General features: G+C 40.8%; 10 protein-coding genes. 8 read left to right on the forward strand and 2 right to left on the reverse strand.

Features of this window, described 5'->3' with window-relative positions; all coding sequences use genetic code 11:
* Positions 1–208 precede the first annotated feature (208 nt).
* Together AC1RJ8_RS09570 and AC1RJ8_RS09575 are read left to right on the forward strand one after the other, a co-directional pair.
* On the forward strand, positions 209–391 hold the full coding sequence (locus AC1RJ8_RS09570) for a hypothetical protein (RefSeq protein WP_492953307.1): 183 nt from the start codon (positions 209–211) through the stop codon (positions 389–391).
* Positions 392–963: 572 nt separating this feature from the next.
* Positions 964–2,586 (forward strand): sensor histidine kinase, encoded by a 1,623-nt coding sequence (locus AC1RJ8_RS09575; protein WP_492953306.1) that lies wholly within the window; start codon positions 964–966, stop codon positions 2,584–2,586.
* A gap of 9 nt (positions 2,587–2,595) precedes the next feature.
* On the opposite strand, the gene AC1RJ8_RS09580 is transcribed toward AC1RJ8_RS09575, so the two are convergent.
* The gene (locus AC1RJ8_RS09580) at positions 2,596–2,958 is read right to left on the reverse strand and encodes a response regulator transcription factor (RefSeq protein WP_492953305.1); all 363 of its coding nucleotides are present in this window, start codon (positions 2,956–2,958) and stop codon (positions 2,596–2,598) included.
* A 514-nt stretch (positions 2,959–3,472) separates the two neighbouring features.
* Between AC1RJ8_RS09580 and AC1RJ8_RS09585 the strand changes: the two genes are divergently transcribed.
* From AC1RJ8_RS09585 to AC1RJ8_RS09610, 6 genes are all read left to right on the forward strand, one after another.
* Positions 3,473–4,066 (forward strand): RNA polymerase sigma factor, encoded by a 594-nt coding sequence (locus AC1RJ8_RS09585; RefSeq protein ID WP_492953304.1) that lies wholly within the window; start codon positions 3,473–3,475, stop codon positions 4,064–4,066.
* A gap of 89 nt (positions 4,067–4,155) precedes the next feature.
* On the forward strand, positions 4,156–5,310 hold the full coding sequence (locus tag AC1RJ8_RS09590) for a FecR family protein (protein WP_492953303.1): 1,155 nt from the start codon (positions 4,156–4,158) through the stop codon (positions 5,308–5,310).
* 20 nt (positions 5,311–5,330) lie between these two features.
* A complete protein-coding gene (locus tag AC1RJ8_RS09595; protein WP_492953302.1) occupies positions 5,331–5,465 on the forward strand; it encodes a hypothetical protein in 135 nt (44 codons plus the stop codon).
* Between the two features lie 132 nt (positions 5,466–5,597).
* Positions 5,598–8,891, forward strand: a complete 3,294-nt coding sequence (locus tag AC1RJ8_RS09600) for a SusC/RagA family TonB-linked outer membrane protein (protein ID WP_492953301.1) — start codon at positions 5,598–5,600, stop codon at positions 8,889–8,891.
* Between the two features lie 11 nt (positions 8,892–8,902).
* Positions 8,903–10,291, forward strand: coding sequence for a RagB/SusD family nutrient uptake outer membrane protein (locus AC1RJ8_RS09605; RefSeq protein ID WP_492953300.1), 1,389 nt, complete (start codon positions 8,903–8,905; stop codon positions 10,289–10,291).
* Between the two features lie 74 nt (positions 10,292–10,365).
* Positions 10,366–11,856, forward strand: coding sequence for a redoxin domain-containing protein (locus AC1RJ8_RS09610; RefSeq protein ID WP_492953299.1), 1,491 nt, complete (start codon positions 10,366–10,368; stop codon positions 11,854–11,856).
* Positions 11,857–12,265: 409 nt separating this feature from the next.
* Here the strand turns inward: AC1RJ8_RS09610 and AC1RJ8_RS09615 are convergent, their stop codons facing one another.
* Positions 12,266–13,654, reverse strand: a complete 1,389-nt coding sequence (locus AC1RJ8_RS09615; RefSeq protein WP_492953298.1) for a sigma-54-dependent transcriptional regulator — start codon at positions 13,652–13,654, stop codon at positions 12,266–12,268.
* Between the last annotated feature and the right edge of the window lie 3 nt (positions 13,655–13,657).

The raw sequence follows: 13,657 nt of genomic DNA on the forward strand, positions 1-13,657 counted from the left end.
TTTCGCATTTTTGTTGCTCATTTGTTGCTCATTTGTTGCTCGAACGACTGAAAGCACAGACTTTCTGTGCGCAACGCCAGATAGAAATATAAGCTTTAGCATCACACAGATGGCCACAGTTATCCATTAACAGATTGGTCATGTTGTTCATTCCAAACGACTCAAGAACTAATTTGATTTGTATGTGTTAATTCATAAATAAACAGCTATGAAAAAGGTGACACAAAAAACGTCAAAGCAAGAACTTGAAGATATTAAGAAAGGCGATATTATTCAAGACAGCACAGGAAAAGGTGGAGAGGTTGAAGATGTCGACAAACTATCTTACAATAACGGAGAGCATTACTATTATAAGATAAAACATGACGGAACTATCCTCATTGTAAAATAGAACTACACAATAACGAGTAAGAGGCTTTTTGCTGTCAATTTAAGTTGTGAGTATTTCAAAAGAAATTAGCAACTCCATTCTCTGACCCGTCGTAACTTGACTTGTCGTTTTTGAGTTATACTACTAAAATTATATATCAAACTTAACCTGTCGGAGACAGACGTGGAATACTTTTGGAACAAAAGATACAGCAAAGTCAGCAGCAAAATGGGAATCTATCAGATCATAGAACATCATCCACGAGACATCCCTGCATCTTACGGCAGCCCCTCTCCGACATTTGCAGTAGGCTCGGGAACCCATCCATCCCGTATTTACTGGAGAAAAAAGTAGCTTTGTGAACATGAAAAAAATATATCTGAAGTAAATGGTGAATTCACCACCATAGAAAACCTGTAAAGCCAAACGGCATTTCACCGCAAACTTTAATTTAAAATGAAAGCAATCTACAGGACATCAGATCCCGGGAAGAAGAAATTATTGTTCACTTTTCACAGTGGCTTAAAATTTTGATGTGATGATATTTTTTTGAATAAACCTTGTTTTTACATAACTTATCCTAAATTTAAGAAGTGAACACTTACAAGCACGCCATAGAGCACCTTTTGCCTGATAATGACGAACAGCGGGTTGCAGCATTGAGGAGATATCAGGTTTTTAACGATAAACGTGAACCGGTATTCGATAGCATTTGCGAACTGGCCTGTAATATGTTTAATGTCCCGATTGCGCACATTTCGTTCCTTAATGAGGACAGTGAACTGGTTAAATCCAGCGTGGGGCTAGGCGAACAGTTGATTGTAGTTGACCGATCGATGAGCCTTTGCGCCATCACGGTATTAAATGGCGCTTCGACGGTTATTCCCAATGCCCTGCTGGATGAAAGGCTTGCAGGACACCCGTATGTTTACGGAGAATTTGGGCTGAGGGCTTATGCTGGGGCACCTATCTTAACTAATGATGGCTACATCGTTGGAACGATGTGCCTGGTGAGCCGTGAGGTACGCGATTTTTCGGAGCATGAGGTAGGTTTGTTGGAAGGATTAGCGAACATTGTGGCAGAGCAGCTGGAACTTAGATTGGAAAATCTGGAATACAATGCGCATCAAAAGTCTATCCAAAACAGGCTCATGGCCAGTGAAGCTCGCCTGCGTTGTATTTTAGATACCATGGCCGATGGTGTATGCATTGTTGATGCAAAAGGGACGGCCACCTACATCAACCACATGGCCGAGCAGATTTTCGGGGTTAATTTATTGCAAATGCAAAGCCGGTCGTATAACGACGCGCTTTGGATCAATCTTCGTCTTGACGGATCGGTACTCCCGCCAGAGGAGCACCCCATGTATATTATGCTTAAAACAGGCGCACCGGTTTACGACAGGGAAATTGGCATTTCCAGACCAGAAAAGGACACTTTTTACATCTCGGTCAACGCCGTACCTTTATTCAGCGAGAAGCATGAATTTACGGGCGGAATCTGCACCTTCATCGACGTGACTGCCCAACGGAAGCTCATGAAAGAAAAAGATGATTTCATTAGTATTGCCAGCCACGAACTAAAAACCCCTATTACCAGTCTTGGCGCATCGCTGCAGTTAATGCAGCAAATGAAAGACAATCTTGCCTCGCCAATGCTGCCCAGGCTTATTGAGCAGGCCAATAGCAGTATAGAGCGGCTCAATGGTCTGGTCGGAAACCTGCTCGATGCGAACAGTATTAATATTGGAGCGCTAAGACTGAACAATAAGGTTTTCAATATTTATGAAATGACGGACGAATGCTGCCAGCAGTTGAGGCTGGCTGGCGAATACCGGCTGATGATAACAGGTGATCGCAGCCTGCAGATGTATGCTGACCAGGAAAGGATAAGCCAGGTAGTGGTTAACCTGATCAATAATGCCGTTAAATATGCACCGGAATCCAAGCTGATCGAAATTAATATTTCTACACAGGACGAAATGGCAAAAATTTCTGTAGCGGACCAGGGAAAGGGGATCGACGCCGAAAAGATCCCACACCTTTTTGACCGGTATTACCGCGCAGATTACAAAAGCCTTCATTATTCCGGCCTGGGGCTGGGCCTATACATCAGTGCAGACATTATACGAAGACATGGAGGCGAGATTGGTGTAGACTCGGTACAGGGTCAGGGCGCCTGCTTTTGGTTCACTGCTCCTTTATTTAATCAATAAACAGATTCGTTACCCTTTAAGCAGCGTTGTGATCTTTCCGGTAAGCTCGTAGATATCGAAGGGTTTTGCAATAAAATGCTTTGCGCCGGGCCAGTCTGAGCCTTCAGAAAAACTGGTATGCGCGCTCATGATCAAAACCGGAATGTGTGCAGTTGCCGGGTCGGCAGCTAATGCAGCCCTCACCTCGAGTCCATTGCCATCGGGTAACATGATATCGATCAAGTAAAGATCTGGCAACAGGCCTGCCTGATCTGCGTTAAATCTGCTTATATCGGTGAAGCCTGTTACCTGGTAACCTGCTACTTCAAGCACCATCTGCACAGTTTCGCGAATACCTTTATCATCTTCCAGGACGTATATTCTTTTTGCCATACGGTTAATCCTTATTTTACCTCAGCCAGGTTGTTTTAAAAAAAAATAATTTCTTGCTGATAAAATTATGATTATAATTTAAATGACCAAACTAAATTTTTCGTTACAGGAACAAGACCAGCTTCACTTTAATGAATATCAGTGCATGTTATGGGCGGAATTTCTCAAGCGCAGTATGGGTGCGATCCAGCAGGCGACCAATGCCCTGACAATCAGGTAAACTGCTGCAATTATTATGGGTTTTGCGGTACTGGGCCTGCCTACTGTTTGCGTGTGCCTGAGCGTTTCGAACCTGATTGTGGCTGTCAAATGGGACCTTGCCAGCCATTTTGCTAAAAAATAATTGGTACCTCAGTATCAGCCTGGGGTTACTTTTACAAAAGATGGTAAAAGTTTACTGTAAGCTACACTTAGCCAATTTCTTCGAGCTGCCTCCAAAGTGGGACAATTTAGCGGCTTGAGTTTATTACAGCAGATTATTTTATATTTTTCTTCTATATTCGTTTTATAAACTATGCCATCCCTAAGCCACGTACCGGATCTTGAACTGATCTTACTGATAAACCAGGAAGAAGAGCAGGCCTTTACGGAAATTTACAACCGCTACTGGGAAAAGATGATATCTTATGCGGTGAGGTTAACCAAATCGGAGGAGGAAGCTGCAGATATAGTTCAGGAAATCTTTGTATCGATCTGGAACAGAAGGACTACGCTAAGGGTTAAAAGTACTTTAGGGGCTTATCTTATCCGCAGTACCCGCAATTTATGCTTAAGATATATTGAAAGAAATATCCATACTAGTGATTTTTTAGACAAAATAACCGAACAAGCGGTTGATAATAGTCTGAACATCGAAGAAAGTATCTCGTTAAAAGAATTACAGGAAAACATCGATATTGGGATCGCCAAATTACCAAAAAAAATGCGCGAAGTTTATCTTTTAAGTCGAGATGAACAGTTATCGTACCGCGAAATAGCCGAAAAACTAAATATTGCTGAAGGGACGGTTAAAAAACAGGTAAGCAATGCACTCAAAATAATAGCTAATTCTTTAAAAGGCAAACTTTCGGCTACTATGATGGCCATATTTCTGCACATTTTGAAGTGATCATATTTTTTTTAAAAATAAATCTACCACCAAAATAGCTTTTTCGGAATATACACTTGTAAGGCAAGCTTAATGCGCTTCAAAAACTTATGAAGACCGAACAGGCAAAACAACTAATACAACATTATTTGGATGGAACAGCTTCAGCGAAAGAAGTATACCTTGTTGATTCTTTTGTGGAGCAGCGATTATTGGAAAACGCCTGGACTCTCGATGAAGCTCAAAAAGCGGCTTTTGGCGAAAAGTTGAAAGCACGCATTGATGCACAAAGGCTAAAAGGAAAAGATAAAGAGCAAAATCTGGCAGTAAAACCTAAAACCATCACCCGACAGCTGCGCATCATTGCCGCTTGGGCAGCAGTGTTGGCCTTATGCTTAATTGGTGGCCTGTTTGTAATAAAAAGCAGGACTGAAGACCGGTCTGATCGCTATGCCAATGATGTAGCTCCTGGTGGTAACCGTGCCATTTTAACACTTGCCGATGACCGCAAGATAGATTTATCGAACAGTAGAACAGGACAACTGACCATCATAGACGGGCTCAACGTTAAAAAGGCTGCAGATGGCTTGCTGGTTTTTTCCATTATTGATAATGGAGGAGCAAAAGAAGAAGGAAGAAACAATACTATAACAACCCCGTCAGGCGGACAGTATCAGATAAACCTGCCCGACGGCACCCGGGTTTGGTTAAATGCAGAAACTAAATTCGCTTTTCCGAGCCATTTTAAGGGGAAAAACAGGTGGGTAGAATTGGATGGAGAAGCCTATTTTGAAGTGAGCAAAGATAAAAACCACCCTTTTATTGTTAAAAGCAAAAAACAGGAGGTAGAAGTTTTAGGCACGCATTTCAACATTAATAGCTACCCAAACAGTTTAGATACCAAAACGACACTTTTAGAAGGCTCTATAAAAGTAAAAGGAACAGTGGGCGAAAAAATACTTTCCCCAGGCGAGCAATCGGTCTTGTACGGCAACAACATTGACGTAAATGCGGTTGATCCGAGATTTGCCGTCGATTGGAAAAACGGCGAGTTCAGGTTTAAAAACGAGCCTTTATCTGGTGTTATGCAGAAACTATCGCGGTGGTATGGAGTTCAGTTCGTAATGAATCTTCGTTCTGAGCAAATGCCTTCTTTTTCGGGTTCGGTATCGCGTTTCGATAACATTTCTGAAGTACTTAAAATGCTCGAAGAAACAGGAAATATTAAATTTTACATCAACGGTAAGCTAATAACCGTAAAGTAATACTGCCAACAGCCTTAACCATGCTGTTTAAAATAAATCAATATCAACTAAAACCAAAAAACAATGAAGAAACCACTACAGAAACAGCGTTAGATAGCACACCAGGTTTAGAAGAAAAAACCATGGAAGTGTTGGAAGCACAACCATGGCCATGATCTGAGTTAACCCTTTAAAAACGAATTTCAAGGTCCATTTACGCATTAACCCAAACAAACGAAAGTATGAATATTTATCCTTTTTATCAAGGAAGGCATTTGGCGTGCATTCCTAAAAAAATCATGTTAACCATGAAACTCACCATCATCATCATGACGACCTTACTCATGCATGTTAGTGCCAGTAGTTTCTCGCAAAAACTGACCTATACGGCTAAAAATATAACCATAGATCAGGTTTTTAAAGAAATAGAAAAGCAAACCAACTACAGGGTATTGTATGCCACCAACACGCTTAACGATGCGGCTAAGGTGAGCGTAAGCTTTAAAAACACATCAGTTAAAGAGGTTGTTGAGTATCTGTTAAAAGATAAACAACTAACCTACGACATTGAGCTAAACACTGTATTAATCAAGAGAAAAGAGCGCTCATTTATCGATAAAATAGCTTCAGTTTTTACATCTTCGCGCTTTAACGGCCGGATTGTAGATGAAAACAATAGCCCGCTTGTGGGTGCAACCATTACCGTTAAGGGGAGTAAAAAGTATGCGGTAAGCGGATCAACCGGTGCATTCGTACTTGATCTGGAAGAAAATGATGTTTTGATCATTTCTTATATCGGCTACGAAACCAAAGAACTGAAAGTAACACGCGGCTTATTACAAAGTGGTGTAGCCAGTTTACTGGACATTAAATTAAGTCTGGCTGCTTCTTCATTAGATCAGGTGCAGATAATTGGCTATGGAAGCACCACCAAGCGCAATAATACAGGTGCTGTAAGCTCAATTACTGCCGAAGAAATTGGTAAACAAACGGTAGACAATCCCCTACTGGCGCTGCAAGGCCGCATTGCCGGGGTTCAGATTACGCAAGATAACGGTTTACCAGGTGCTGGTGCCCGAATGAACATTCGCGGTGCCTATACGGGCGTTTCAGGTGCAGGGTATATCCCATTGTACATTATTGATGGTGTACCTTTTACTTTATTTAATGGGGCACAACCTGCCACCGATAACCTGAATGCAAACGGAGTAAGCGCTGCAAACGGTGGCGTAAGCCCTTTTAGTATAATTGCACCCGAAGATATTGAGCGGATCGATATCTTGAAAGATGCCGATGCAACCGCTATTTATGGCTCACGCGGATCGAATGGTGTGGTATTGATTACCACTAAAAAAGGAAGTAAGGGTAAAACGGCTTTTAATTTTAACGTGAATTCGGGCGTAAGCAATGTGGCCAACTATATTCCGATGATGAATACGCAGGAATACCTGGCTACCCGCAGGGCTGCCTTTGCGCGTTCAGGCGTTACGCCTACAGCAGCAAATGCGTTGGATTTAACAGTTTGGGATCAAAATGCCTATACCGACTGGCAAAAATATTTTATTGGTCAGACCGGTCATACCACTAATGCTACCGGATCAGTTTCAGGTGGAAATGCACAGAATTCTTTCTTGTTTTCTTCAACTTACCGCAAGCAAAGCACCGTTTTTGATGGCGATTTTGGTGCAACTACTTTTTCGAGCAGGTTAAATGCTGGTCATAAAAGCAGCGATGGCCGTTTTAATATAGATGGTTCGGTAAATTATACCTACATGAAAAACCTTTTGCCATCTACCGATTTAAGTACCATTTATAACCTGGCACCCAATTATCCCCTGTACAATGCCAATGGTAGTGTAAACTGGACGACCACAAGCCCGCTTTCGTACAACGCGAAAACAACCAATGCACAAACTACCAATTTGTTCACCAACGTAAACCTATCTTATCGAATTATGGACGGGCTGGTAGTTAAAACCAATTTGGGTTATACTTCAACCCGTTTAAAACAGCAGCAAATTAATCCTGCCAGTTCGCAAAACCCGGCTAGCGCACAGGTAAGCTTGTTAAGATACACTGATAACGACAACAACAATTACATTATCGAGCCACAAGCGGTATACACCACCAAAATTGGCGAAGGTAATCTGGAAGCTTTAATTGGGACCACTTTTCAGCAAACTAAAGCAACCGGAATCTTTTTAACAGGTACGGGTTATAACAACGAAAACCTGATCAACTCATTGGCCAGTGCTTCGTCGGTGGTTACCTCTTATAGTGCAGATGCGATATACAGTTACACTGCAGTATTTGGACGTTTAAACTACAACTGGCAAGGTAAATACATTGTAGATGGTACGTACAGAAGAGATGGTTCATCACGTTTTGGCGGTAACAACAAATTTGGGAATTTCGGTGCAGTAGGAGCTTCATGGATTTTTACTCAGGAAGATTTCATGAAAAACCTTAGCTTTTTGAGCTTTGGTAAATTAAGGGCCAGTTATGGTATTACGGGTAATGATCAAATCCCAAATTACGGTTATCTTGCGCTTTATTCGTCAGCCGGTTCAAGTAACAACTACGATGGGACCAGTACTTATATCCCTTCTAATATTCAAAATCCCGATCTAAAGTGGGAAACTAATAAGAAACTGGATGTTGCAGTAGAATTGGGTTTCTTAAACGACAGGATTTTATTAAAAGCAGATTATTACCGCAACCGTGTTTCCAACCTGTTAAACTTCATTACCATTCCATCTCAAACAGGTTCAACCGGTTATACTGCCAATCTGAACGCAACAGTACAAACCAAAGGTTTTGAATTTGAATTGAACACCATTAACGTAAGCGCCGGCGATTTTAAATGGAGTACCAATCTGAATTTAACCATCAGCCGCAATAAATTATTGGCTTTCGATAATCTTGAAAATACTTTTTATGCCAATTCTTACATTATCGGACAGCCAACAGATATCAGGAAATTTTACAAATATACTGGGGTTAATACGGCAACGGGCTTAGCAACCTACCAGGATTTAAACGGCGATGGGAGCATTAGCTTTTCCGGCGACAGGTATGTGGGCTACTATGGTCACCCTTACTATGCGGGCATGAACAACAGCCTGAGCTATAAAGGTTTTGCACTCGATTTTATGTTCCAGTACAATCACCGTTATGGCGTATTAAATTCGACTTTGAGCTCTAGCCCAGCGGGCATTAATTATACCAACATGAGTACCGCCTTGCTAGATCGCTGGGGAGCTGTCGGCGACACGGCACTTTTTCCTGCGGCATCTACCGTTAACGATCCATCTTATGGAAACTTATCTTCTTCGGATGTGAACTGGGGCGATGCTTCTTACTTAAGACTGAAAACGGTAAGCTTAAACTATACTTTTCCCAAAGCTATAGCCAGTAAGTTAAAGCTTTCTAATCTGGGTGTCTACGTACAGGGACAAAACATTTACACCTGGGCCAAGCAGAAATTCACTTACGATCCTGAAACCACCTTACCGGGTACAGGACCAGGCTTGGGCACAGGTCAGTACATTGCTTTCCCGCAGGTGCGTACCATTGTATTCGGTTTAAATTGTTCATTTTAATCAAGGTAATCATGAAAATTAAATATATGTTTCTCAAAAAAATAATGACATTGGGCTTGGTTTTAATAGCAATGTCGTCATGCAAAAAATTTGTTGAAGCCGATTTGGCGAATAATCTTATCGCCAAAGAAGATGCGTTTAACTCCGATAATTCGGCTATCAGTGCTACCTTATCACTTTATTCTTATTATTCAACAGTAGATCACCTAAGATACAGTACCTGGTTTGGCGGTTTATTGGCCGATGAGCTTCAGAATACCACCTCGAATGCTAATTTAATCCAGTTCTCGCAGAATGTGGTGGCACCAACCAATACCAATACAACCAATTACCTATGGACCTATCCTTATCAAACCATTCGCTATTGTAACCTGATTTTGGATGGAATTAGTCATTCTACCGGAATGACCTCGCCGATGAAAAACCAATTAAGCGGTGAAGCTAAATTTTTCAGGGCTTTAATGTACTTTAACCTGGTAAACTTTTATGGAGGTGTACCCATTACTTCCGAAATAAACGAACTGGATAATGCTTTTAAACCAAGGGCTACAATTACGGAAGTTTACGCACAGATTTTTAGCGATTTAAAAGATGCGCAAAACCTGTTGCCCACTACTTATGTAGGTAGTGCCGCATTAAAGGTCAGGGTAAATAAATGGGCAGCAACTGCGTTATTGGCTAAGGTCTACTTATATAATAAAGATTATGTAAATGCCGAGGCAGAAGCTACTAAAGTAATTGGTTCGGGCGCTTACAGCATGGCTACGCTGCCTAATACTTTCGTTAATACCAGTAGCGAAACCATTTTGCAGTTATCTACTTTATTTGGTGCATCGGCCTTTAGCACGTACCGCACAACCAGTTCGGCAGCTAACGTAGCGCCACCGGATTATGTATTATATAACAATTTTACTAAAGATTTTGAACTGAACGATAACCGTAAAACTTCATGGATTGATTCGACCACTTTTAACGCCATTAAATACTACCGGATTAATAAGTACAAGGTACAAATTGCTACAGCAGCTACTTTGGGTAACGAATACACGGTGGTGTCGCGCTTAGGTGAACAATATTTGATAAGAGCAGAGGCAAGGGCCCAGCAATCGAATATTGGTGGAGCACAAGGTGACATCAACGTAATTCGCTTGCGGGCAGGTTTGGGCAATACCACTGCTGCAACCCAAAGTGCACTGTTAACAGCTATTGCCAAAGAACGCAAACTCGAACTTTTTGGAGAATATGGTAACCGCTGGTTTGATTTAAAACGCACTGGAACTGCCGACGCAGTTTTAGGTACGCTAAAACCGACCTGGAAAACAACTGCACAATTGTTGCCGATTGGTGCAGATCAGATTTTGCTAAATAACAAACTAACCCAAAATCCTGGTTATAACTAAAGATTTAATATTAGTCTGCCTGAAACTAAATTCTGGCAGACTAATGATTCGAAAAAAATAAAATATAAAGCCATATGAAATTATTAAAAACAGCCAGCTCGATACTTTTTTTGGTAGTTGTCCTCCAGGCAGCACAGGCACAAAACACTAAACCAGCCGATACCCTGATTCAATACCTGAATAAACTGGTAGCCTCGAAAGATTCGGCCGATAAGCGTTTGTTGAGAGCCAAATTAGTTGACTTATCTGGTGCTAAAACCGAAAAAGATGTGCTAACGGCAGCGAATTATTATTATCGCATAGGTGATGCTAAAAAATCGGAAGCGATTTATGGTGATATCGCAACGCGTTTCCCTTTGGGTACACAGGCCAGAAATGCCGCTTCTAAAGATTTTTATTTGTTTAAAACCGCTGCAGAAGCTGAAGCCGCTTACAAAGCATGGGTCAAAAAATTTCCACCAACGATGTATGAGAATACAAAGGTAGACGACCGTTTGGCTTACGATTACATCAGGGCATTGATTGCCGGAAAATTTGCAGCAGAAAAAAACGTAACCAAAACCAATGAATATGCCAATATGCTTGAAGTTGATTTCTGGAAAGGCAACGCTTACTACGGCATAACCAATGCTTTTTACAAAAACGGCGATTTGGCCAACGCCGAAATTTATGCCAAAAAAGGAATGGATAATGCCTTTTCTTATATCGATGGTAAAAAAGGAAATGAGAACTGGGCCAAGTTTTCGGCTTCAGGCTACCCAGGTTCAACCAGTACCTATGCCAATATTTTATTCGATAGAAAAAAGTATGCAGAGGCATTAAGCTATTCAGAACTTGCTTATAAAAAATCTACGAGCTTAAGTCCCGGATTAAACTATCGTTATGCACAAATTTTAATGGGCCTGAACAGAAACCAGGAAGCTTACGATAAGCTGGAAGAAGTGGTTAAGGCAGGTAAAGCCTCACCGGAAATGGCTGTCGATTTTAAAAAACTTTATGTAAAAGTAAAAGGCAGCGAAAATGGTTTCGATGCTTATGCCGCTGCCATTAGAAAAGCTTATCTGGAAAACCTGGACAAACAATTAACCAAAGATATGGTGAATGACCAAGCTCCGGCTTTTACTTTAACCGACTTAAACGGCAAACAGGTTTCACTGGCCGATTATAAAGGTAAAATTGTAATCCTCGATTTTTGGGCAACATGGTGCGGTCCGTGCAAGGCCTCTTTTCCGGCAATGCAAATGGCAGTAAACAAATATAAAGACGATGAAAACGTGAAATTCCTTTTTATCCATACCTGGGAGAAAGTAGCCGATCCGGTTAAAGATGCTTCTGATTACATTAAAGGCATGAAATACTCATTTGAAGTTTTAATGGATGTTAAAGATGCCGAAACCAAGGTAAATAAAGTGGTAAGCAGCTACAAAGTAAATGGTATCCCGGCCAAATTTGTAATTGATGCCGCTGGCAACATCAGGTTTAAATTAACTGGTTTTGATGGCAGCAATGAAGCCGCTGTAGATGAGTTGAGTATGATGATTGAGAGGGCAAAAGCCAAATCATAAATTTTAAGAAGTCAGTCAACCACAATTTTACAGCTAAAATTTTGCTAGTAAGCCTTTTAAATAATTATGTTAAGCATAAGTCAATATGTATAGATATTATTTAAGATTGAAAAAGACTTAGATGTCTTAGTAATGACCTTTTGTAAAGGCTAAGAGGCGCAGTCTGCAAAACTGCGCCTCTTTACAGACCAAAAATTCTTTTTGTATACCAGACCTACTTCGTGTCTAACAATTTCAGTGTAAGGGTTAAACCTTTGATTTTGATGATTTTCGGAAGCTCGCTTCTGAAATGAAAGCTTAAAAATTTACACTTTTTAACCTTGCTATAATGATACTATTGCCTTAATGGTGTTCTGTAGATTTTTTTCAAGAACAGAAATAACCACTTTAAAATCAGGTAGATAAATAATTATCTTAGGATATTTTCCTTTTTTACACCGAGCTTTTTCATTTTCGAAACCAAGGTTGAATATGGGAGATTAAGTAATTCTGCAGCACCGCCTGCACCCGCAATTTTACCTTTGCAGATTTTCAGCACCTTCATGATGTGCTCGATCTCGTTTTGTTCCATTGTTTTAACGGAAGCAAAAATTTCAGTTGATTTTTTCTCCCCGCTGTCTTCGAAAATTGGCAGCAGCACATTGGTAATAATTTTTCCTGGAGAAAGTAAAATACTCCTTTCAATTAAGTGCTCCAGCTCCCGTATATTTCCAGGCCAGTTGTAGGCCACTAGTGTTTGCAGCGCTTCATCAGAAATTTTTTCAATCTCTTTACCCAGCAATTTTGAATAATGCTGTATAAAATGCGTGACCAAAACCGGGATATCATCTTTACGTGCCCGCAATGGCGGTACAGAAATGGGAAAAACATTTAGCCGATAATACAAATCCATCCGAAACCTACCCTTTGCCACTTCTGCTTCCAGATTGCGGTTGGTGGCTGCTACAATCCGAATGTCTACTTTAATTGTTTCCTTTCCTCCAACCCTTTCGATTTCTTTTTCCTGAAGTACACGCAACAGTTTAACCTGCAAATCGACCGGCAACTCTCCTATTTCATCCAAAAAAATGGTCCCGGTATTGGCCAGTTCAAATTTCCCGATACGCCTGTCGTGTGCACCGGTAAAGGCACCCTTTTCATGTCCAAAGAGTTCAGATTCTATTAAAGAAGCTGGTAAGGCAGCACAATTTACCTTGATCAGCGGTTTATTTTTTCGTAGCGATTGAAAATGAAGGCTATCCACCAACCGTTCTTTTCCAGTTCCGCTTTCACCCAATATCAGTACTGATGTATCGGTTGGCGCAACCAGCTTAATGTGATTAAATACTGTTCGTAAACTTTCGCTCTGGCCAATAATACCTTCAAAATCTTTATGCTGTACAAAGGCATCTTTGGAAACGTGTTCATTTCTAAATTTAAGTTTCAGCTTTTGTTCATGTAGATAATTAGCAATATCAATTGTAACCAAAACATCTTTTTCCCTAAAAGGCTTGACCAAAAAACCATAAGGTTCGGTTTTCTTGGCTTCGGCAAGAATATCTTTGTTTGAATTGGCCGAAAGGTAAACAAAGGCAATATTTTTTTCTCTCAACGTTTTAGCCAAATCGATCCCCGTTAGCTTGCCTTTCAGATAGATATCCAATAGCACCAGATCAGGCTTTTCCCTTTCTATAATTTCCAGCGCTTTGGTAACATAACTCGCAATGTTACAGACGTAATAGCCTGCCCGGTGAAGAATCATTTCCAGGTTATTTGCCTCAACAAACTCATCCTCAACAATAAGTATTCGTTTCTTCATGAT

The organism is Pedobacter sp. GW822-FHT03F06, assembly GCF_058801365.1.

What these genes read in the sequence shown, in the direction of transcription:
- AC1RJ8_RS09570 (WP_492953307.1), top strand. Translation starts at nt 209, where the DNA reads ATGAAAAAGGTGACACAAAAAACGTCAAAGCAAGAACTTGAAGATATT.
- AC1RJ8_RS09580 (WP_492953305.1), bottom strand. Translation starts at nt 2,958, where the DNA reads ATGGCAAAAAGAATATACGTCCTGGAAGATGATAAAGGTATTCGCGAA.
- AC1RJ8_RS09585 (WP_492953304.1), top strand. Translation starts at nt 3,473, where the DNA reads ATGCCATCCCTAAGCCACGTACCGGATCTTGAACTGATCTTACTGATA.
- AC1RJ8_RS09590 (WP_492953303.1), top strand. Translation starts at nt 4,156, where the DNA reads ATGAAGACCGAACAGGCAAAACAACTAATACAACATTATTTGGATGGA.
- AC1RJ8_RS09595 (WP_492953302.1), top strand. Translation starts at nt 5,331, where the DNA reads ATGCTGTTTAAAATAAATCAATATCAACTAAAACCAAAAAACAATGAA.
- AC1RJ8_RS09600 (WP_492953301.1), top strand. Translation starts at nt 5,598, where the DNA reads ATGAAACTCACCATCATCATCATGACGACCTTACTCATGCATGTTAGT.
- AC1RJ8_RS09605 (WP_492953300.1), top strand. Translation starts at nt 8,903, where the DNA reads ATGAAAATTAAATATATGTTTCTCAAAAAAATAATGACATTGGGCTTG.
- AC1RJ8_RS09610 (WP_492953299.1), top strand. Translation starts at nt 10,366, where the DNA reads ATGAAATTATTAAAAACAGCCAGCTCGATACTTTTTTTGGTAGTTGTC.
- AC1RJ8_RS09615 (WP_492953298.1), bottom strand. Translation starts at nt 13,654, where the DNA reads ATGAAGAAACGAATACTTATTGTTGAGGATGAGTTTGTTGAGGCAAAT.